The following is a 22,083-nucleotide window of genomic DNA, read 5'->3' as shown; positions in this document are numbered from 1 at the left end:
AACTTCGCTAGGCTAGAAAGTAAACCGCAGTCCGAACGAAAAGCGGGATGCCAAGAACTCGCTTTCCCCATCGTACATCAAGAACTTGGGGCGCCAATCCGCAAAAATATCGATAGGTGCGGTGCCAATCTTGTAATCCAAACCAGCTGCGGGCACTATGCCAAATACCACATCGTCTACATCTTTCTCAAAGATGACGTTCGCTCCTAGCCCCAAGTACCACTGCAGTCCCTCTGCCCCTTCAATAGGCTGATTGTATTGGTACATGGCGCTAACGGTTGTGAGCCCACTGCCAAAAAGGATTCCACCTTCACCGGCATGATTGGGCGCAAAGAAATGCTTTACATGCGGGCCTACCAAGGTAACCCCCTCACCTACATCAATCATCAGACCCGCCCCTGTCTGATAGCTTTGCGCCTTGGAAGATGACATACCTATAAATAGTACAGCAATACACATCATGGCCTTGAAGGCCCAGTTATTCCATGTTGTTTTCATAATATAAATCATTTTTATTTTTGAGTGATTAGATGTTATCTCCTAAATATCAGCACTACAGGAACGCCGTCTGCGGTAATGTTCACCTGCAGCGTCTCGTTGTTGTCGTTCAACGTAATACCTGCGGACTGCCGCTGTCCATTTTGGACCAAATAATAAGCACCATTTTCATTGACCCAGTTGGCTGTTTGTGTTTGCGACTGGCAACTGCCTTCCTGCTCTTCATTGGGAAAGGAAGCATGCAAGGTAAATTCACTTTCCTTCACATCGAAATAGGTATCTTTAAAACAGTCTTGATTGGTAACATCAAAGGTTCCGTCCGCACGTTGCACCGCTCTCAAATGCCACATCCCTATCAGGGGATCCTGCTCGGGCGTAGGCTCATCCTCCTTCTTGGAACAGGAGGACCATCCTATCCCTATCAACACGAGCAAAAAACAATAGTATTTCATAAGCATGGTTTTGAAATTGTTTCACATTAAACTTACAGAAGCAAAACTATACCAATGGCCGGCGCCAAACAATCCACGAATACCAGTATTTTGGAGAGCGGTTAGATGTGGATAATAATGTACCTTTGTCCACAAAACATTAACTATGTCGATCAGTGCCTTTATACATTGGGGAGTATCTCCAGAGATTTTCAGCCTAGGTTCTCTTTCCGTCCGTTACTATTCATTGCTCTTTGCGGGGGGTATCATCATTTGCTTCCTCATTATGAAACAGGTTTTCGAGCGCCAAAAGTATCCTCTGGAGCTGTTGGACAAGTTGACCTTATATGTGGTGCTCGGTACGGTCATTGGTGCCCGGCTAGGCCATTGCCTGTTCTACGAACCGCAATATTACCTGGAGCATCCTTTAGAGATTATATTACCTTTCAAGGGTTTTCCGGGAACGGATAATTTTAAGCTAACGGGGTTTCAGGGCCTAGCAAGTCACGGTGCTGCAGTGGGGATAGTGATAGGCACCTACCTTTTCTGTAGGAAATATAAATTCAAATTCCTTCATGTATTCGACCTTTTATCCCTAGTCATCCCCGTTGCAGCAGCCAGCATCAGGCTGGGTAACCTGTTCAATTCGGAGATATTGGGCAAACCGACCGAACTGCCTTGGGCATTTGTCTTTACCAGAATAGATAAGGTTCCTAGACACCCTGCACAACTGTATGAATGCCTGTGCTACTTGGCAATATTTCTGTTTATCAATTGGCGCCTGAGGCCTCAATTGGGCAAATACCCTAATGGATTCATCTTTGGCTTCATGCTCCTGACCATGTTTACTACTCGCTTTCTACTGGAATTTGTCAAGGAAGATCAAGAAGCCTTTGAACAAGGAATGCTGCTCAATATGGGGCAATTATTGAGCATACCCTTTATGGCATTGGGGGCTTATTTGGTTTTGTCTAAAAGGGGATATAAGCTATAAATCAGGTAGTAAGAAACCTACCTGATTTATAGCTTAATGATTTATCACTTAAAACGTATTACCCCGCAATTAATTCGTTCTTTTCTTAGCCTCCTGCATAGGGTTGCCCCCCACCGAAGCGCCACGTGCTGTTCCCTGCTGTTTGAACATTTGGAACTTGCTTGGCGCAGCCTGTCTTGGCCAAGTATTGTTGTACTCATCAATATCGGCCGTTTCCCTATACGGATCAAGCTTCAGGGACGCCACTTCCTTGTCCTTGGCAAAAACCTTGGTCACCTTGCTTTCGTCCTTGCGCCAGATATAGGCCGAGATGCGCTCCACTTCCTTCGTACCGTCCGTGTAGGTCCATTCCAGGATCAGGGGCATCACCAGGCCACCTACATTGGAAAAATCGACCTGATAAAAATGCTTGCCGCTTTCGTACAGTTCCTTTTCCTCTGCGCTAAGTGTATTATAATAGCGCTCAAAGGCCTCCCTGTCCGAATCGTCCACGGCAAAACGATCCCATTTGTTATAGAAATCCTTTAGGGAAGTATCTGCTTCTACGGCAAAGTTGGTTCCTGAGGCTATATTGCGCAGACGGGTGACGGAGTTGAGATCCTTTTCAAACGCGGCCGCGTTATCTTTGCTCTGGCTATCGGGCTTCAAGTCATTGATCATGTAATGCTGCATGTCGTCGATGGAGATATCCACCGGATCCGTACCAAAGAACCATCCCCTCCAGAACCAGTCCAAGTCTACTGCCGAGGCGTCCTCTAAGGTACGGAAAAGATCGGCCGGAGTAGGGTGCTTGAACGCCCAACGCTTGGCGTATTCCTTAAAGGCATAGTCGAACAATTCCCTGCCCATGACAGTTTCGCGAAGTACATTCAGCGCAGTAGCCGGTTTAGCATAGGCATTGGGCCCAAACTGCACGATGTTCTCCGAATTGGTCATGATAGGCTCCAGCTGATCCTTGGGCAGCTTCATGTAGTCCACGATCTTATAGGCAGGGCCACGACGTGAAGGGAAGTCCTTGTCCCATTCCTGCTCCGCCAGGTATTGGCAAAAAGTGTTCAATCCCTCATCCATCCAGGTCCACTGCCTTTCGTCAGAGTTGACGATCATAGGAAAGAAATTGTGTCCTACTTCATGGATAATGACACCGATCATACCATACTTCGTCGCTTCGCTATAGGTGCCATCTTTCTCGGTACGGCCGTAATTGAAACAAATCATGGGATATTCCATGCCATTGGCTGCTTCTACAGAAATGGCTACCGGATAAGGGTAATTGATGGTATGCTTGGAATAGACCCTTAGAGTATGTGCCACTACTTTGGTAGAGTACGGACGATACAGTCCATAGGCTTCTGGCCCGTAATAGGACATGGCCATGGGTTTGTTGCCTGGTATATCATTCACCCGCATGGCGTCCCATACCAATCTCCGAGAAGAAACGAATGCGAAATCGCGAACATTTTTCGCCTCATATACCCAGGTTTTCTTGGCCGTAGCCTTTTTGGTCATGGCCTGCTTGGCCTCGTCCAGCGTAACCACCTCTACCGGCTCCGCAGCCTGCTGTGCTTGCTTCCAGCGGTTCAGCTGTGCACTGCTAAGTACTTGGGCGTAATTACTACATTCGCCCGTGGCGCCCACTACGTGGTCTGCAGGCACGGTAATGTTCACTTTGAAATCGCCAAAGGCCAAAGCAAACTCGCCCCTACCCGTAAACTGTTTGTTTTGCCATCCCTGAAAGTCGGAATAAACGGCCATACGTGGGTACCATTGAGCAATGGTATACAAATAGTTGTCATCCTCAGGAAAATATTCGTAGCCACCGCGACCACCTTCGGTCATCCGGTCCGATATTTTGTAGTTCCAATCTATCTTGAACACCAACTTGGCACCGGGCTGCAACGTGCTAGGCAAGTCTATCCGCATCATGGTATAGTTGATGGTATAGGGCAAAGCCTTACCGGCAGCGTCTGTCACCTTGAGGATATTGACACCATAGCCATAATCTTTCTCCAACAAGCGCTGCACCTGACCAATGGACATCCGCTCGCTCAGACTACTGCCATCAAATTTTTTGCTTTCTGCATCTGCCTTGTGTTCGTTTTCGTCCAACTGCAACCAAAGGTAGGTCAACGGATCGGGCGAATTGTTGGTATAGGTGATGGTTTCCGAGCCATTGATAACCTGCTTTTCGTCATCCAGGTCTACATTGATCACATAGTCGGCCTTCTGCTGCCAATACTTTGGTCCTGGCGCACCCGACGCCGAGCGGTACATGTTGGGATCACTGATAATGGTACCCAATTGCTCAAATTTGTTCCCGTGATTGGAACCCGGATTGTTCAGTTGCTGCGCCTTGGCTCCTGTGGCTCCCCAAGCCAAGATGACTGCGCAGACCCAAGCAAAATTCGTTTTTGTATGCATATCCCTGTATATATAATAGTATAGTTTAGTTTATTTAATATGTCTATTGTCTCACATCGCATGTCTCAAATCTCACGTCTCATATCGCATATCTCAAATCGCATATCTCAGACACGCTCCAACGCCATGACGAATGCGATGCCAAAAATAGCCGATGACAAGAACAGATTCCAATCCCTTCGGGAAACTCCAAAAACCCGATGCATGACGAAAGAAAAACATAGGACCAGTGCTACGATGACTATCTGACCAAACTCCAGCCCCACATTGAAAGCAAACAATGGCGCGGTGATGGAGGCTTCCTTACCCAATAAGCTTTTCAGATAATTAGAAAAGCCCAATCCATGTATCAATCCAAAGAACAAGGCATAGGCATAGGTCAACCAATTCTTTTGCTCGTGATTTCTTTTTCCAATTATATTGGTCAAAGTGGTAATAATGATGGTTACCGGAATCAAAAACTCGATCAAATCACTATTTACCTGTACTACATCAAAAACACTCAATGCCAAGGTAAGCGAATGACCCAGCGTAAATGCCGTAACTAAAACCAGTACCTTACGCCAATCTTGCAAGAGATATACACCGCACAATGCCGTCACGAATAAGATATGGTCGTAACCTTCCCAATCCAAAATGTGCTGCCAGCCAAGTTCGAAATATATGGAAAAATCCTGCAAACTGATTTTTTTACTATTTTTGCCACAATGTTACTTTTATTTCGGCAATTAAGCAACTTATTTGGCAGCGAATAGCAGCATATGGAGTAAATTAACAATCTTCATAACACAATATTTACACAAATTCTACCCTTAACATGACAAAACTCCTGATAGTTCTATTTTCAAGTCTATTACATCCCTTTTACGTAAGCATTTTCACCATCAATCAGGACAAAGATGCCAAAAACCTGGAAATCAGTTGCCGCATTTTCTTTGACGACCTGGAAGATGCCTTGGAAAAAGAACACCATAAGAAGGTAGACTTAGTAAAAGGCGGTGACAAGGAAAAAACAGACGAATACCTGAGTGCCTATTTCAAGAAAAACCTACGCATACAAGCAAATGGCAAGATACTGTCCCTTCAATATTTGGGTTATTCCATAGAAGATGACGCCGCATGGTGTTTTCTGGAGGCAAACGATGTGGGAACCATCAAGGAAATGACGGTACTGAACAGCGTACTGTACACCTCCCACGAAAAGCAGAGCAATATCCTGCACGTAACGATAGGTGGGGTACGCAAAAGCACCAAGTTGGACAACCCCAAGACGAAGGCAAGTTTTAGTTTTTGAGTTCCTTACGTTACTCCCTCACGCTTTATCCGCTATCTTACCTCCACCGCATCCTCCAAGATGTAGTAAAACTCATTGATGTCCTTGCTATTAAGTTTCAATTTCCCCCTAAAACGCTTATAATCATCTACCTCATATTGTTTTTTGCCATTCTTAAACCGCACTGTCATGACCGACGCTGGGCCAGCAGCACCGCAGAAAAAACAGGAAGAATTGGGATTGACCGAAAGTGCCACCCATTTGGTACTGAGTTCCAAAGGGATCGTGAAGCCCTCTATTTCCACTATTTGCCCTTCCAGGTTTTTCACTGCAGGAGTGAATTTGGGAAACATGGCGTAGGAATCATATTCCTTCACAAATTTCTTGTCAAACTGAATATTCTCCAATACGTCCCAGCTCACTTTTTTGGCAGGCGGCTGCGCCAAGGCCAAGTAAGGTAAAATGAGAAAAAGCGATAGCAAACATTTATTCATGACTTAATATTTTTGATAAATTGATAAAATAAGCTTTGACGGCAGGAATCAAGGAAACGGAAACTCCGATCACGAGCACGGAAGCGATAAGTAGAAGCTCATTGGGCACCAACTGGGCAACATTTCCATTGAGTACCAAACGGTTGCCACTGTAATGCGTAAGTACCCAGAAAGCCAATCGGGATATAAGCAAGCCGCCAAAGAGGCCAAGCAAGGTAAGAACGACCCCCTCGGCCAGCACCAAGAAACCTACCTGATACCTACTTCCTCCCATAACCCTGGCCAGTGCCAGCTCGTACATCCTTTCGTTCACCCTGTTGTACAACGAAATGATCACGCTGATGATGGCAATTGCTATAATGCCTATGGCAATCCCTTGAATGGCCGTGGTACCTATGCCCACAATCTGCAGCAGTTTGGTAATTTCCAAGCTGGGGGAGACCGCCTGCATATCCGTGTTGTCACTCACCATTCTCGGAAGTATGGCTGCACCCATTGGGCTTCTCAAGGATAGTAGCATGGCCGTTATTTCCTTTTCCTCCTCATGATCTTCATGCACATGCCCTGCATCTTCGTGATCGTGCACCTCATCATGGTCATGCTTCTCATGATGTAACTTCCAGACAGAGGGAATATCCGTCAAGATCAGCTGATCCACAACCCTTCCGGAGGGTGCCAAAATGCCCTTTACCACATAAGCATATTCCTCATGCACATGCCCTCCCGCAACCGTTCCGTGCGTGCCATGAAAATGATCACCCAATTTTAGACCACTTTTTCTGGCCACGTCACTGCCTATCACAGCCTCCATTTCTTCCTCAAACACATCCCCCTCGCGCATGGCAACCTGATAGCGCTCCAGGTATTCCTTGGTAGTGCCCACTATTTTGAAAGAGCGGTAAGAATCGCCATAGGCTAGAGGGATGCCCATTGCCACCATGGGATGCTTGCGAATCCGCTCTGCCTCTTCCACGGAAATATTGCCCGTAGGCGCATCCAACTGATAAATGGCAGAAAGTACCAGTTGCAATGGGCTCCCCTTAGCCCCCAGTACCAGGTCTATCCCCTGCATATCCTTGGTCAATTTGTCGGCTAGCCTATGTTGCAGCAACAGGAGAAAGGAAATGAGGCCAACGCCAAACAAAAGCAACAATATGCTCAATACAGTATGGGCAGGCCTATAAAAAAGATTGCTCAAAATAATCTTAATGGTCATGATAGTTGAATCATATTACTGAAAGCGGATTTCAATCGATTATCGTGGGTAACGACGACAAGTGAGGCATTTGACAGCTGCGCCTGTTCCATCAACAGCTGGAGTACCGCTTGGCAGTTTTCATCATCCAAGCTACTTGTAGGCTCATCGGCAAGTAACACCGAAGGTTCGTTAACCAAAGCGCGTGCAATGCAAACACGCTGCTGCTCGCCCACACTGATCCGGGTCACGCGCTGGTGTAATAAGTGTTTTATATGTAGACGTGCAGCCAAATCAAGTACCAGCGACTTGTCTACCTTTCGCCCGTTGAAATAAGGAGCCAGCAACAAATTATCCATGACGCTCAATGCAGGAAAGAAATGTGCATTTTGAAGTATCAGCCCTATTTCCCGTCCACGAAAACGGTCTAGCCTCTGTTGTCCCATATTCGATAGGTTCTGACCATTGACCAAAACCTCACCACTTACGGGCCGCAATATACCTGCGATCAAATGCAAGAGGGTGCTCTTGCCGGCGCCGGAAGGTCCTGTAATCAATAAGGGCAAAGCTGGCGTACTTTGGCCATCTGGAAATGCCAAGGGCTTCCAATTGACCGCATCGTAGGTGTACGCTAAAGATGAAAATCTAACCATAACAAATAAAAAAATAGCACATTCAATACCTATTGTTATCTGGTCTATCAGCACCAGAAGGACCAAAATAAATCGCATCGGGCTCCCGCTTGTAAAAATTACCGTGCCGACACAATGGCTTTAACAACATGGCCGTCAGCAAGAAAACAAACAGCCCAAAAAGCCTATTTCTCCAAATCTGTCTTAAGGGCATGACCGTGCAAGGTTCTTGAAAGTTTCCAATTGATATAATGTGCCGAAGCAATGGAAAAACCGCCGATGGGCATTAGCACGAACTCTATGTGGTGGTATCCCAAAAAATGCACACACATGATCAAACCCAGCCCAATCGTCAATAGAAACATGGGCCATCTATTGCGGTGCACCTTGAGATAAGCCGGCACCAAGGCGCTGACGCCTATGGCCACGGACAATAAACTGACGCCTAGCTCGAACCACGGCTTGGATAGGAAATCCAGACCTATAAGCGGCAGGAACGTAATAACAAATGGCATAACAGCGCAATGCACCGCGCACAAAGCAGAGGCCGTAAAACCTAAATGGTCCAGACTGATTTTCTTTCTAATCATTTTCATATACAACAATCCTACTCTCTCCAATCAAAATCAGCATTTAGCCAACTTTTAAAAGCAACAATATTGCAAATATAAAAGCAATTGATTTAATTTGCAACATTATTGCATTAAAGAATATCGCCACCATAGCAAAAACTGAACAACATGATCAAAGAAAGGACAAGGAAGCTCCCCGTGACCGTATTGAGCGGCTTTCTGGGAGCAGGCAAGACGACGCTTCTCAACCACATTTTGCACAACAAGAAAGGCCTAAAAGTCGCCGTTATCGTTAATGATATGAGCGAGGTGAACATCGATGCGCAATTGGTATCAAAAGAGCAAACACTTTCAAGAACGGAAGAGAAACTAGTGGAAATGAGCAATGGATGCATCTGCTGCACGCTGCGCGAGGACCTAATGCAAGAGGTAGAACGTCTGGCAAGGGAAAACCGCTTTGATTACCTCCTGATAGAGAGCACGGGCATCTCAGAACCCGTGCCCGTTGCCCAAACATGGAGTTATGCCGATGAAGCCATGGGAATAGACCTAAGCCGTTTCAGCTACATAGACACCATGGTGACGGTGGTGGACTGCCTCAACTTCTTCACAGATTTTTCTACCGATGAAACATTGCTGGACAGGGGGCTGACGGAAGACATGCAGGATGCCCGTGCCCTTGTCAACCTATTGCTGGATCAGGTGGAGTTTGCCAATGTCATTATCCTGAACAAGACCGACCTGGTACTTCCGGAAACAGTGGGCCTACTGGAAGCAGCCCTGCGCAAACTCAATCCGGATGCCCGGATTATTCGATCAAATTTTGGCAAGGTCAATCCAAATGATATACTGAATACACATTTGTTTGACTTCGACAAGGCCTCTGCTGCTGCCGGCTGGATCAAGGAGCTGAACGCGCCGGGACATACACCCGAAACGGAGGAATACGGCATCTCCTCTTTCGTATTCCGAAGCAAGAAACCTTTCCATCCCGAGCGATGGATGACCTACCTGAACCAACGGTACCCGAACAATATCATACGGGCAAAAGGGCTTTTTTGGTTGGCCTCCAGACCGGACAAAGCCATCAACTTCAGCCAGGCAGGGGGAAGCCTGAGGGTAGAACCCGCCGGTGTATGGTGGTGCAGCATGCCTTATAAGGAACGTATAGCTTATGCCGATTACCACACGTTCCAGCAGGAAATAGAATCCAAATGGGATAAGGAATGGGGGGACAGACAAAATGAGCTTGTATTTATCGGACAAAATATGAACAGAGAGCTGTATCTACAAGAGCTGGAAGACTGCCTTATAAAGGATGAAGAGGTGCCAAATTGGAAAGATAAACATTGGATAGATCCATTTCCCGCTACACTTAGCTTCCAATGACCCCTTATCCATACGACAAAACAATTAATTGATAATTTGAAAAATGAAAAGAAGGGAATTTTTCCGCAACGGCACACTTGCCGCCATAGGAGCAAGTATATTATCGCCATTTGATAGCCTTGGCAGGACCGTACCAGGTGCTGATAACCGGGAAAAAACAGCCGGTTCTACAAAGAACATCATTTTTTTGGTAAGCGACGGTATGAGTACCGGTACACTGAATATGGCCAACCTATTGAAAATACGCAAAGAAGGTAAAAATAGCCGATGGATGAGCCTCTATGAGGAGCATACGGTGGCACGGGCGTTGATGGACACGGCATCTGCCAGCTCCATGGTGACCGACTCGGCCGCTGCCAGCTCTGCCTGGGGTGGTGGCAAACGCGTAGCGAACGGCTCCCTGAACGTCAACGACGACGGCTCGTTCAACAAACCTATCCTTCAGAAATTCAAGGACGCGGGAAAATCCGTGGGATGTGTCACCACCGTCCCCATTACCCATGCTACGCCGGCGGGATTCTGCGTCAATAGTGCCAAACGTTCCGCCATGCCAGAGATTGCCCTCCTATACCATGACCTGCGCTTTGATGTGATGATGGGCGGTGGCACGGAGTTCTTTGATGCGGAGAAGCGAGAGGACAAGCTGGATGTATTTGGCAAATTTGAGCAAAGCGGATATGCCGTGGTCAAGGATCGAAAGGCCATGCTGGCTATCAAAGAAAACGAAAGTAGACCTATACTAGGTGTTTTTCATGAGGATGGCCTCCCCTATACGTTGGATAGGGAAAATGATGCCTCGTTGAAAAACAACATTCCCACCTTAGCAGAGATGACAAGGACGGCCATCAACAAATTGAAACAAAACAAAAAGGGCTTTGTCCTACAGGTAGAGGGCGGAAAAGTAGATTGGGCGGCCCATGCCAATGATGCTTCCGCACTCCTATATGACCAGTTGGCCTTTGACGATGCGGTAGCAGAAGCCATCGCTTTTGCAGAGGCCGATAGAAACACATTGGTCATCATCACCACCGACCATGGCAATGCCAATCCGGGACTATTCTACGGGGACAAGGCCAACGCACATTTTGACAGCCTGCAACGATACAGGCATACCAACGATTGGATACTGAACGGAACAAGGCCAAACACCAGTATATCAGCATTAAAGGAACGCGTTGAATATGCGCAATCCTGGATTCCTACGGACGAAGAAGCCAGGGAAGTACTGAGCCATTATCAGTCCTTGGACGAAGCAGGATTGTATAATCCCCGGAAATTGCCTTTTAGGTCACTGGCGCTAATCCAGCAAGAACATACCTCGATAGGTTGGGGTGCCATGGACCATTCGGCCGACTATGTGGAACTGGCCATGTTCGGGCCGGGCAAGGAAATGCTCATGCCCTTTGTAAAAAACTACGAATTGCACCAATTGATGCTCGATGCAACAGGGGTAGCTCGCTCATAACTCGGCATGAGATCTATCGGCCATTTTGCGCACGACGATGATATGATACTTGCGCTTTACCTGCTGCTGCTGCGCATTGCTGAGGATATCTTCATCTTTGGTAATGATTTTCTGTACGGTAGTAGGCCAAGTCGTGGTGGTCAGCAACATCGTCGCTGCCGCAAGGTCGTACAGACGAAAACCATATTGCACAAATGGCAAGGTCTCCATAAAAGATCGATCGGCAAAGGCCAGGTATAGCTTACCATTGGGCTTCATGACCCTGAAAATCTCCGCTATAAAGCGCTCCGGTTCCTTGAAAAAATAGAGCGTGTTGACCGTAAAGACCAATTCAAAGGTATTATCGGCAAAAGGTAACGACTCGCCATTTATTTGCTGCAGAAGCATCCTTCCCCTATCTACCCATTTCCTATTGGCCTTGGTAGCCTCTGCAATCATTTCACGAGAAACATCCACCCCATAGTAAACACAATCAATCAGTTGCTCAAAAACCCGGTACATATGACTCCCGTTGCCCATTCCTATTTCCAGTATCCGCTGATTGATCCCTGTCTCCAGTTGGGCAATGGTATTGCCTATCATACCGGCATTGGATAGGGCCATCTGCTCAGCCACTTTCTTGGCTCCCTCACCCGATGGATGGGCAAGCTGACCTGCGAGCCATTGGTAGTCTATTTGTTGTTCTTCTTTTCCCATGATTATAATATACTTGGCTTGTAGTATTCCGCGCTTACGGATACAAACCTAAGCAAAAATAAATTATTTATAATCATTCTAAATAATAAATATAGCGTATCTCTTTCCCTATCCTTAGTCTGTAGCAAGGCTGTGAGCGTAGGAGACTAAGGATTGAATTGTGAAATTGGTAGTCTGGAGACTACCATATCATTTCCCCAATCCGTAGTCCCCAGTGCATCCCTATCCCGACAGACTACGGATAGTCCTCCTTGTATTCCTATCCACGTAGCAAGGCTATGAGCGTAGGAGACTAAGGTTTGAGTATTTTCTCCATATCCTCGAGCATTTTCTCCGTTGAGGTCAGTCCGCCGCCCGAAATAAACCAAACCTCGGGATCCAGGTAATAGATATGGTGATTCTTGTAAGCAGCCGTTTGTTGAATCAGTTTATTTTCTATGTTGTCCTTACCGGCCGCCGTACCGGCTACCGCTTCATTGCGGTCTACGATAAACAAATAGTCGGGATTGGTCTCCGCTATCAACTCATTGGATACCAATTGCCCGTGCACGGATTCCTCTACGTGCTCCAATGCGGGTTGCAGTCCTATCACGTCATGGATAAAGCCAAATCTGGAGCCCTTGCCATAAGCGTTAAAGCGCCCATTGTTGTAGAGCAGGAACAAAGCTTTCCCAGGCTTGCCTTCGGCTATTTTTCGTACCTCTCCTATCTTGTCCAAAACGGCGTTCAACTTATCTTCCGTTTCTTTTTCCTTACCGACGATACTACCGATGAGCAAGGTATTGTGCTTAAAGGAATTGATATAATCTTTCGTGTCCACACCCACATAGATAGTCGGTCCTATTTTGCTCAGTTCATCATAAAACCGTTCTTGCCTCGTAGAAATGAGGATCAGATCAGGCGACAGGGCGTTTATCGCTTCCAGATTAGGCTCGATGACCGATCCCACGTCGCCTATCGTTTCATCATCTTTCAGCGAAGAAAGATATGCTGGCATGTACCGCTTGGGAATCCCAATGGGCTTCACCCCCAGCTCGTTGAACGTTTCCAATGCACCGATGTCGAAGACAACGATCCTGGACGGCTTATCACCTATAGTGGTTTTACCCAACTTGTGGTCAATCACAAGGGTATCTTGCATAGCGTCGGATTTTTGACCAGATTGATTGCAACCCATCAGGCCTATGGCTGCGACCATCCATATGGGCAATTTTCTTAAAAGGTTCATGGTGTTATGCTTTGTTTGTTAAAGATTAAAATAATTACATATTTTCTTGTTATTCCTTTCTATAATCTCGAACGGCATCTCGAATATATCTTCCAGCACATGGCCCTGTATAACTTGTCCTGCATCATCGTCGTAGCAAATGGCACCTTCTTTCATGGCAATGATATGGTCCGAGTACTGTGCGGCAAAATTGATCTCGTGGATGACGATTACCACGGTTTTTCCGAGCTCGTCCACCAGCCGCCTCAGCATCTTCATCACCTGTACGCTGTGCTTCATATCCAGGTTGTTCAACGGCTCGTCCAGCAAGAGGTAGTCCGTATCCTGCGCCATCGTCATGGAGATGAAAGCCCGCTGGCGTTGCCCCCCGCTCAATTCATCGATGTAGGTATCTTGCAGGTCCGTGATCTCACAGAAAGCCATCGCCTCCTCCACTTTTTGCCAATCTTCCTGTTTCATGCGGCCATTGGAATAAGGGAAACGCCCAAAGGAAACCAAATCCCTCACCGTCAACTTCAAGTCCAGGTTGTTGGATTGCTTCAGTATGGACAATTTCTTGGCCAGTTCCTTATTGCCATACTCGTTCAATTCCCTGTCGTTCAAAAACACCTTGCCTTCCTCCTGCTTCAGCAAGCGGCACATAATGGACAACAAGGTACTCTTGCCAGCTCCATTGGGTCCGATAAGGGAAGTAATCTTTCCCGTAGGAATGACGGCAGACACACCATCCAAAACCGTCTTCTGGCCATACCTCTTGACGATATGTTCAAAACGTATCATATCCTTTTCCTCGAATTAAAAATCAGGTACATAAAATAAAGCCCCCCCACAAAGTTGATAACGATAGTGACATTGGTAGAGAAATTGAATACATGCTCCACCAAAAACTGCCCCACAACCAAAAACAGGCAAGACAGCAAACTGCAGCATACCACCACAAGCCGATGCTTCTTGGTGACGCACAGTTCATAGGTCAAATTGGCAACCAATATGCCCAAAAAGGTAATAGGACCTACCAATGCCGTGGAAACGGATACCAGCACGGCAATAACCAACATAAACTTGCGGATCAACTTTTCGTAATCCAGTCCCAGGTTGACGGCAATGTCCCTGCCCAGGGAAATCACATCCAAGTATTTCAAATACCGGTGTACATATACCAAAGATACCAGCAGGGTAATGCTCGCTATAAGCAGCAACTGGGTATTCATCTTGGTAAAAGAGACGAACATAAAGTTCTGGACGATGGAGAACTCGTTTGGATCGATGACAATCTGGATGAACTGGCCCAGCGTCTGGAACAATGCGCCCAATACCACACCCACCAAAAGCAGCTGATAAATATTCCTTTTGGCTTTGCCGAAAATCAGCACGTACATAAAGACGGAAAAGCCCATCATCAATACCACGGCATAGAAGAAATTCTCCTCCTGCGTAATGGCCTGAAAAGTACGATCGCCATAGAAAAAAACCAAAATGGTCTGAAAGAGGATAAAGATGGACTCGTAGCCCATGATGGCCGGGGTGAGGATCCTATTATTGGTAATGGTCTGAAAGATAATGGACGAATAGGCCACGCTGATTCCCACGACCAGCATGGTAGCCAGGCGGATAAGTCTCCTTGGCAATACAAAATCCAGGTTTTTGCCCGTGTTGTAGAAGACAAAAAGAGTAGCGACGACCAGCAGCAAAAACACCATGGAGGGAATAAGATATTTCTGTCTCATTTGCTTCGTCTTAAAATGATGAACAGAAAGATAATACCCCCCAGCATACCGATCATCACGCCTATGGGAATTTCATAAGGGAACACAATCAACCTCCCTATAATATCGCACGCCAACAGCAATATGGCGCCTGCCATTGCAGTAATGGGAAGCGTACGCCGCAAATTGTCGCCAAAAAGCATGCTCACGATATTGGGCACGATCAAGCCCACGAACGGTATGGCACCGACGGACACCACGATGGCGCTGACCACCAAAGAAACAGAAATTAGCCCCAGCCCCACAATGGCTCCGTAAGATAGGCCCAGGTTTTTGGCAAAACTCTCGCCCATGCCCGCTATGGTGAACCGATCTGCGTATAGATAGCCAAGGAACACCACGGGCAAGATAAGGTAAACAGCCTCGTACTGACCTTGTATCACAGACGAGAAATCGCCCAAGAGCCATTGTTGGGTATTCTGTACGATATTATTCTTGTAAGCAAAGAACGTGGAAATCGCCTCCAATATATTGCCAAACAGAATGCCTACAAGGGGAATGAAAGTGGCGCTCCGAAAACGGATATGCCTTATCATAAACATGAACAGGATACTTGCCGATAAGGTAAAGGCCATGGAAAACAGCATCTTGTTGAGCAGGGTAGCGCCGGGAATCAAGATGACACTGAACAAGATACCCATTTTTGCCGCCTGCAAGGTACCGGCCGTGGAAGGTGCCACAAACCTGTTTTGCGACAATTGCTGCATGATGAAGCCTGCGATACTAAGTCCCGCACCTGTCAAAACAAGGGACAAGGTACGAGGCACACGGCTGATAAGAAAAACCGATAGCTTATCGCCATCAGACCATAAGTCGGCAAAGCGGATATCCTTGACGCCGATAAAGAACGACAGCCATACCAGTACCAGCGCTGCGCCAAGCGATACGATATATATCCCGATATGTTTAAAACCTGTTCTTGCCAAACGACTTTCTATATTACGCTTTTAATCACATGGTATATTGCTTTTCCCATGATCTGAACTTTGCTTTTTTTACTTTTTACTTTTTACTTTTAATTTTCCCATCCACCATTCAAAAAAATCGGCAAAGGCTCCTTGCCAGTAAAGCGCCCCGTGCTTGCCCGTCGGATTGAGCTTCATATGAGTCCGGGGCCTGATGGTATTCTCCATCACCTGTATTGCATCCATGACATCCTTTGCCATGTCCACCTTGCCCCCTCCCGGTTTGGCCCTGTTTTCCCTTCCTCCTCCATACAGGTAATAATACTGCTCTTGAAAGGAAGCGTGAGGGGATCTATTGACCATCGCATCAAAAATGCGTCTTTCGTCCAACCATATGGACGGGGAAAAAACACCCAATGTACCAAAGACATCCGGATAGTAGATACCAGCGTATAAGGTCAAAAGACCTCCCATGGAACTACCTACCATAGCGGTATGCCTCCGGTCTGGAAGCGTCCTGAAATGGCTGTCTATATAAGGCTTGAGGGTAGTTAGGATGTCCTCCAAATAGGCTCGTCCTCTCGGTTGCGGAAATCTTTCGGACGGACTGAAGAAATATTCCTTTATCCGTTCCTCCCGACTATGGGCATGCTCGATGGCCACCACTATGGCATCATGTACCGAATGATCTATGGTTTTGTCCACACGCCACTCTACCGGCCCCTTACGGCCAAGTGCGGTAGCTTCATCAAACAGGTGCTGCCCGTCGTGCATATAAATGACTGGATAACGATCGTTCGAAAACGAATAGCCCTCAGGCAGGTAAATCCAAATCCTTTTATGGACATTCAATGTAGGCAAAAAGAAGGCCTCATCCAGCAAGCGCACCTGGGGGCTAGCGGTAGATAATGGGAAATCATCCCGCCAGCCCTCAATGGCAACTCCAAACTCGCTTTCTTCGCCAATCCGAAACTCATGCGACTCCCCCAAGCAGCCCATTTTACTGCAAGCCAAGGTATCCCAAGTGCCCCTGGTCAATTTAAACTCACAAAACTCCGCTTTCAATCCATTCAGTTGTACCGTGACGATGTCACCGACCGCCGGAACAGCCCCTATCTGCCATGCAGCAGGCTGCCAATCGTTAAAATTGCCTGCAACGAACAAGGGCTCACCAACGTGCTTATCGACACGGTTTTCCACACGAATTGAAACACTGAAACTCCTATCCATAAACAAATGCTTACCTTCAAAAGGTCTTACTCGACAGACATCGGTTCATTTTTGCCGCTAATTTAGACAAATTCTAAACATTAAGCATGCTTAATCTGATTTATTATCTAAGGACGTCATCATGCGATTGGATGAAATATGGGGTATGGAGTATGTTACATCCGTATATCCGTTTGACAAAGTGCAAGCACATCCGTTACCTGTAACACGGTAGCCATCACAGTGCCTTTGTAAGTGACTGCCCCCCTTTGAAGAGCCTATCCCGAATTTATTCCGGGAAACTCGTTTCAGGAAGTTCCTTTCATCCCACTCTTTGATTTATCGTGTGGACATAAATAGGGCGTAACGTTTGGAAGCTAGAAAGGTAGCACGCTGGCGTATCCCCCTCTTAGGGGGGGTGCGGTTGGAATGTGTGTTGGAAGGGGGAGGATAACACGATTCAACTGGCTTATTTTCAGTTGTTTTCTTTATCGTTCCTCCCCCTACCCCCTCCAGCGGGGGACAGTGACCTACAACCTCATTGCAATTCTTAACAGTGTGGTAATAACAATCGTATCTGCGTTTTGCCAAACGAATGTAACTTACTGATCGTAAATACCAAAGATATGCACCACGATAGATCTCCGAGGGGGGACAATGTCAGCTTGCTACCTATATGACGCCTAAATTTAGCTTTTACATATAGTTTCGTTGCGAGTATAGAATAGCTTCCAGAGGCATGACATGTCAATTGGCATCATTCATGGCTCAATCAAAATCTTCGAACGGTAAAAAAACGATTGAAGCATCTTTTTATTTGCTAGCTATTTATAATTAATCTAATTTAGCCGACTGATTCATTATGCTAAAAAAACATATACTTTATCTCTTATTGTTTTGTATTGGCACGACAGTACATGCACAGAGTCAGGATCTTGCGAAGCTGACTATTCTTGTCATTGATAAGACCAATGCCCCGGCGCCACATGTCACGATAGAACTTGACAATGGGCAAAAGACCTTGCGCCAGGTAACAGATGAACGGGGCAAGGTGCTATTTGAATCCATCACTTCCGGCGATTATATCATTACGACCCAAATGCTCGGACATGAACAGTCCAAGACTCCCATCCATCTAAACGGTGGAGACCAAAAAGAAGTAACGATAACTCTACTTCAAAACAGCAAGCAGCTAAATGAAGTCACCGTAGAAGGAAAAACAGACAAACAGCAGGTCTCCGAAAATGCCATACGCGCCGTGGTGGTAGACACCAGGGCAGCCTCGCAAGAAGCCACCACGTTAAGCGAGCTGTTGAACCGCAGCGTAGGTATCCGCATCAGGCAAACCGGAGGGCTGGGAGCCCCCCCCGATATTTCCCTCAACGGCTTTCAAGGCAGATCCATCCGGTTTTTCAAAGACGGTATTCCCGTAGATTACCTTCGTGATGGCTACAATTTATCCAATATACCGTTGAATAGCCTGGACAGGGTAGAAATATACAAAGGTGTATTGCCTGCTTCTCTTGGTTCCGATGCATTAGGTGGCGCCATCAACTTCGTAAGCCATCAATCCAAAAGACCCCAATTAGAAGCTAGTTACGAATTGGGATCTTTCAACACGCATCGCGCTACGCTCAACGGGATTTATAGCCCCAATAACGGTAAATGGTATGCGGGACTAGAATCTTTCTATAACTATTCAGACAATGATTATTGGGCGCAGGTAGAGGTACCCGATCCAGAGACGCGCAATCCATACCCCGATAGGGTGCGCCTCTTCCACAACGGCTACAAAAGCTATTATGCAGAGGGTTTCTTTGGCTTTAGCAACCGAACTTGGGCAGATGACCTAAAGATCAGTTTGGCTGCCTTTGAAATAAACAGAGAGGTACAACACCCCGCCTTGATGACGGACCCCTATGGAGCCATCCGCAGCAAGCAGTCGTCCATTGTGCCCACGCTACGGTACAAAAAGGCATTTTTGGATGGGCGTTTACAAATTGATCAATTTTTGGTATACAACACGGTCAATCTAGGCCGAACGGATACCCTGCAGGGACGGTACGACTGGTATGGCAACTATACGGCCACTCCGGGCAACATAGGCGAAAGCCGGCAGCCATCACTGTCCAGTATCGATTTTGACAATTTTACTGCGCGCACGAACATGCGATATGAGCTAGGGCAAAGACATCGGTTGCATTTCAACTACGTACTTACGGACGTAGGCCGTAAAGGCAGTGATCCCTACGGGCCGGTCATTGTCTCTACGGGCCAAGACGTGCTGCAGTTTCCCGCCAGTTACCTCAAACAGGTATTCGGGTTGGCCTACGAAAGTGAGTGGTTGGAAGGAAGGCTCAGCAATACCCTCATGGCCAAACACTACCGCTACCGCTCGCGTGGTATAGATGCCTGGACGGCATCCAACGTAGACATTGACAATGAGAAACACCAAACAGGCAACTATTGGGGACTAGCAGAGGCCATCAAATACCAACTCAACACCGCCAGTTTTATACGCCTTTCGGCCGAGCTGGCCAATAGACTTCCGGAGCAGGACGAGCTCTTTGGCAATGGCGAGTGGATAGTTCCTAATTTTGAGCTTAGGCCAGAGGAGAGTCTAAACCTCAATCTGGGCTACCGTCTGGAAAGACAGAATGGCTTTAGCCTAGAGGCCAACACATTCTATCGAAATACCAAGGGGCTTATACTACTTATTCCCGTACAAGCACCATATGCGCAATATGGCAATCAGGACAACGTAAGAGGTTACGGATTCGACGTAGAAATCACCTACCCTTTCTGGAGACATTTCGCGTTCAATGCCAATGCCACTTGGCAAGACCTGCGTCTCTTCGGGATTACCAATAGCCAAGATGCTTGGAAAAACGACGCACGCCTGCGCAATACGCCCTATGCCTTTGCCAATGCCGGCCTCTCCGCCTCATTTAACAACCTTTTTCAAAAAGGCGATGCATTCAAGGCATATACATTCTACAATTACGTGCGCGAGTTTTACCTGGAGACAATACCTAAACGCAGCGAGCCGGGTGGATTTCTCGGTCTCAACGGCTCGGCACAGATCAATTCCAGCCTCATCATACCCACGCAGCACAACGTGAATCTGGGTATCAACTATTCCCCTGCCTCTTTGCCCCTATCTGCAAGTTTTGAGGTCAAGAACCTAGGCGACGCAAATTTATACGACAATTTCAGGGTACAAAGGGCTAGCAGGAGCTTTCACTTAAAAATAATTTACAGTCTAAATAAAACATAGAAATCATGAAAATCAGCAACTTAATCAAAACCCATTGTATACTGGCGGCTTTGGTCGCTTTTAGCGCTTGCGGGAACGATGACAATTCAGGCCCGATTGTAGAAGCGCCTTCCAAATACGTAGTAATGACCATGAGCGACAATACGTTGGCCAAACCCGGGTACGTGACGGCTTTTGATGAACTGCCCAGTGGCGACGTTTCCAATGTCACTACCAATACGCTGCAAGGTCAGGGCATGGGCGGATGGCGTCCCCAACAGAATATGTTGCTAAAAATGTTCCGCACCCAGGATAATGCTCTTGGCATAGAAAGATTAAATGTAAGTACCAATGGCGTCATCACACCAGGCAATTTCATTTCTGCCGACAACAGCACCAACGGCTCGGGCAACTTTGTAATAGGTACCGATGGCAACGGTTTTTACTGGGACGGCGCAGATCCGCTCAAAATCCAAAAATTCAGTGCTGCCACGCTTTCGCGTACGGGAGAACTAGACCTCACCGACGTAGTAAACGAACGCGGCACCAACGAAGCCGGCATACTCTACCGTTCCATTGGGCAAAAGTTCCTGGCAATAAAAGAGGGAAAGCTATATGCCAACATCACCTATGCTACGACAAATGGTACGCAAAAGGGTTTCTTCGATGACTTTTATCCCAACGTATATATTGCGGTAATTGATGTAGCGACTGGAAACTACGAGAAAACCATCGAAATAGAGGATACTGGAAGCATAGCCTACATCAACGACAACAACATGTACGATTTTGACAGCAATGGAGACCTATATATCGTATGTCAAGGAAGATCTGCCGTTGGTGGAAAATCCAAGATCGTACGCATCAAGGCTGGCGAGACGGATGTAGACGCTTCATGGAGCATCAATATGGACGAAATACAAGAAGGCGGCAAATTCGTCACCGTATATGCCAACGAAGGTAAGCTCATTACTACCATTCCTAATACGGCACTCACTGGCGGCCCCACCGGCAATATCAATTTCTCGGAAATTTGGGAATTCTATAGCATCGACGTGGCTACCCAAGCACGGACAAAAATAGCAGGTGTACCGGCAGTTACCAATCCAGGGGCAGCCTTTGCTACCGTAGAAATCGACGATTTGGTATTGCTCCGTGTCAATGCACCCACCCAAAACATCAACGGTTACTATAGCCTATCGGGGACTACCGCTACCCCAGTGTTCAATGTGACAGAAGGCGGATCGGTTTCGGGCATTTATAAAATCACTTTAGAATAGGCATATAGCAGGGAGTCGATCGCCTGATAAAAAAGAACAACTAAGTCAATATAAAACAAACGCAAGTTTTACGTATGGCCCATAACGCCACACGTATGGATCAATTAATTGTTTTCACTACTGACCGACAAAAAATAATTTAAGGAGCTGCCATATCTGGCAAGCTCCTTTTTTCATATTTTGGTTTTACGACAAACTAAAAATATGAGTGATAAAAATACAGAAAAGAAATTAGTCGGTCAGCCAATCTTCAAACAATTATTAGGTTTTATTCCAAGGAACAAATTTGAGATGCTTGTGAGCAAGCACCGGTCTGACCGCTATTACAAGACCTTTGATTCATGGACACAACTCATGACGATGCTGTTCGGAATATTCA

21 protein-coding genes are annotated in these 22,083 nt (G+C 46.7%); 7 read left to right on the top strand and 14 right to left on the bottom strand.

Features of this window, described 5'->3' with window-relative positions; all coding sequences use genetic code 11:
- Positions 1-12: 12 nt before the first annotated feature.
- The gene (locus tag A37S_RS0117585) at positions 13-498 is read right to left on the bottom strand and encodes a hypothetical protein (protein WP_036603014.1); all 486 of its coding nucleotides are present in this window, start codon (positions 496-498) and stop codon (positions 13-15) included.
- Positions 499-533: 35 nt separating this feature from the next.
- Entirely contained in the window at positions 534-950 is a 417-nt protein-coding gene (locus tag A37S_RS0117580) for a hypothetical protein (protein WP_157278787.1), read from the bottom strand.
- 145 nt (positions 951-1,095) lie between these two features.
- On the opposite strand from A37S_RS0117580, the gene lgt reads away from it, so the two are divergent.
- On the top strand, positions 1,096-1,923 hold the full coding sequence (gene lgt / locus A37S_RS0117575; protein ID WP_028298129.1) for a prolipoprotein diacylglyceryl transferase: 828 nt from the start codon (positions 1,096-1,098) through the stop codon (positions 1,921-1,923).
- A 69-nt stretch (positions 1,924-1,992) separates the two neighbouring features.
- Here lgt and A37S_RS0117570 read toward each other — a convergent pair whose 3' ends face one another.
- Together A37S_RS0117570 and A37S_RS0117565 are read right to left on the bottom strand one after the other, a co-directional pair.
- Complete coding sequence (locus tag A37S_RS0117570; RefSeq protein WP_028298128.1) at positions 1,993-4,344, bottom strand: M1 family metallopeptidase; 2,352 nt, start codon at positions 4,342-4,344, stop codon at positions 1,993-1,995.
- Between the two features lie 107 nt (positions 4,345-4,451).
- Positions 4,452-5,024: a HupE/UreJ family protein gene (locus A37S_RS0117565; protein ID WP_028298127.1), complete on the bottom strand. Its 573-nt coding sequence runs from the start codon at positions 5,022-5,024 to the stop codon at positions 4,452-4,454.
- A gap of 137 nt (positions 5,025-5,161) precedes the next feature.
- Here A37S_RS0117565 and A37S_RS0117560 point away from each other — a divergent pair, with 137 nt between their 5' ends.
- Positions 5,162-5,638, top strand: coding sequence for a DUF6702 family protein (locus A37S_RS0117560; RefSeq protein WP_028298126.1), 477 nt, complete (start codon positions 5,162-5,164; stop codon positions 5,636-5,638).
- Positions 5,639-5,670: 32 nt separating this feature from the next.
- On the opposite strand, the gene A37S_RS0117555 is transcribed toward A37S_RS0117560, so the two are convergent.
- The 4 genes from A37S_RS0117555 to A37S_RS25140 all read right to left on the bottom strand — a co-directional run bounded on the left by A37S_RS0117555 (position 5,671) and on the right by A37S_RS25140 (position 8,534).
- On the bottom strand, positions 5,671-6,111 hold the full coding sequence (locus A37S_RS0117555) for a hypothetical protein (protein ID WP_028298125.1): 441 nt from the start codon (positions 6,109-6,111) through the stop codon (positions 5,671-5,673).
- Complete coding sequence (locus tag A37S_RS0117550) at positions 6,104-7,327, bottom strand: ABC transporter permease (protein ID WP_028298124.1); 1,224 nt, start codon at positions 7,325-7,327, stop codon at positions 6,104-6,106. The genes A37S_RS0117555 and A37S_RS0117550 overlap by 8 nt, the downstream gene beginning before the upstream one ends.
- Positions 7,324-7,959: an ABC transporter ATP-binding protein gene (locus A37S_RS0117545; protein WP_028298123.1), complete on the bottom strand. Its 636-nt coding sequence runs from the start codon at positions 7,957-7,959 to the stop codon at positions 7,324-7,326. Before A37S_RS0117545 ends, A37S_RS0117550 begins: the two co-directional genes overlap by 4 nt.
- 164 nt (positions 7,960-8,123) lie before the next feature.
- Positions 8,124-8,534: a MerC domain-containing protein gene (locus A37S_RS25140; RefSeq protein ID WP_036602995.1), complete on the bottom strand. Its 411-nt coding sequence runs from the start codon at positions 8,532-8,534 to the stop codon at positions 8,124-8,126.
- 144 nt (positions 8,535-8,678) lie between these two features.
- Between A37S_RS25140 and A37S_RS0117535 the strand changes: the two genes are divergently transcribed.
- Together A37S_RS0117535 and A37S_RS0117530 are read left to right on the top strand one after the other, a co-directional pair.
- Complete coding sequence (locus A37S_RS0117535) at positions 8,679-9,899, top strand: GTP-binding protein (protein WP_036602992.1); 1,221 nt, start codon at positions 8,679-8,681, stop codon at positions 9,897-9,899.
- Between the two features lie 43 nt (positions 9,900-9,942).
- Positions 9,943-11,364, top strand: a complete 1,422-nt coding sequence (locus A37S_RS0117530) for an alkaline phosphatase (RefSeq protein ID WP_028298121.1) — start codon at positions 9,943-9,945, stop codon at positions 11,362-11,364.
- On the opposite strand, the gene A37S_RS0117525 is transcribed toward A37S_RS0117530, so the two are convergent.
- The 6 genes from A37S_RS0117525 to A37S_RS25135 all read right to left on the bottom strand — a co-directional run bounded on the left by A37S_RS0117525 (position 11,359) and on the right by A37S_RS25135 (position 17,189).
- Positions 11,359-12,060, bottom strand: coding sequence for a class I SAM-dependent methyltransferase (locus tag A37S_RS0117525; RefSeq protein WP_028298120.1), 702 nt, complete (start codon positions 12,058-12,060; stop codon positions 11,359-11,361). The genes A37S_RS0117530 and A37S_RS0117525 overlap by 6 nt on opposite strands.
- Before the next feature lie 292 nt (positions 12,061-12,352).
- On the bottom strand, positions 12,353-13,288 hold the full coding sequence (locus A37S_RS0117520) for a siderophore ABC transporter substrate-binding protein (protein ID WP_028298119.1): 936 nt from the start codon (positions 13,286-13,288) through the stop codon (positions 12,353-12,355).
- An 18-nt stretch (positions 13,289-13,306) separates the two neighbouring features.
- Positions 13,307-14,068: an iron ABC transporter ATP-binding protein gene (locus tag A37S_RS0117515; protein WP_028298118.1), complete on the bottom strand. Its 762-nt coding sequence runs from the start codon at positions 14,066-14,068 to the stop codon at positions 13,307-13,309.
- Positions 14,065-15,015 (bottom strand): iron chelate uptake ABC transporter family permease subunit, encoded by a 951-nt coding sequence (locus A37S_RS0117510; RefSeq protein WP_028298117.1) that lies wholly within the window; start codon positions 15,013-15,015, stop codon positions 14,065-14,067. The genes A37S_RS0117515 and A37S_RS0117510 overlap by 4 nt, the downstream gene beginning before the upstream one ends.
- Positions 15,012-15,980, bottom strand: coding sequence for an ABC transporter permease (locus tag A37S_RS0117505; RefSeq protein ID WP_245586418.1), 969 nt, complete (start codon positions 15,978-15,980; stop codon positions 15,012-15,014). Before A37S_RS0117505 ends, A37S_RS0117510 begins: the two co-directional genes overlap by 4 nt.
- Positions 15,981-16,049: 69 nt before the next feature.
- A complete protein-coding gene (locus tag A37S_RS25135; protein ID WP_051293263.1) occupies positions 16,050-17,189 on the bottom strand; it encodes an alpha/beta hydrolase in 1,140 nt (379 codons plus the stop codon).
- An 841-nt stretch (positions 17,190-18,030) separates the two neighbouring features.
- Between A37S_RS25135 and A37S_RS25130 the strand changes: the two genes are divergently transcribed.
- The 3 genes from A37S_RS25130 to A37S_RS28335 form a co-directional block, all read left to right on the top strand.
- Positions 18,031-20,445 carry a TonB-dependent receptor plug domain-containing protein gene (locus A37S_RS25130; RefSeq protein WP_051293262.1) on the top strand — a complete coding sequence of 805 codons (2,415 nt, stop codon included), beginning with the start codon at positions 18,031-18,033 and terminating at the stop codon, positions 20,443-20,445.
- A gap of 5 nt (positions 20,446-20,450) precedes the next feature.
- Positions 20,451-21,704, top strand: coding sequence for a hypothetical protein (locus A37S_RS0117490; RefSeq protein WP_028298115.1), 1,254 nt, complete (start codon positions 20,451-20,453; stop codon positions 21,702-21,704).
- Between the two features lie 204 nt (positions 21,705-21,908).
- Positions 21,909-22,083 (top strand): DUF4372 domain-containing protein (locus A37S_RS28335; protein WP_157278785.1); only part of this gene is annotated, 175 nt, incomplete at its 3' end.

Origin of the sequence: Olivibacter sitiensis DSM 17696 (genome assembly GCF_000427965.1) — a bacterium.
In the GTDB taxonomy this organism is placed as follows: Bacteria; Bacteroidota; Bacteroidia; order Sphingobacteriales; family Sphingobacteriaceae; genus Olivibacter; species Olivibacter sitiensis.
This window is presented reverse-complemented; position numbering and strand designations above follow the sequence as displayed.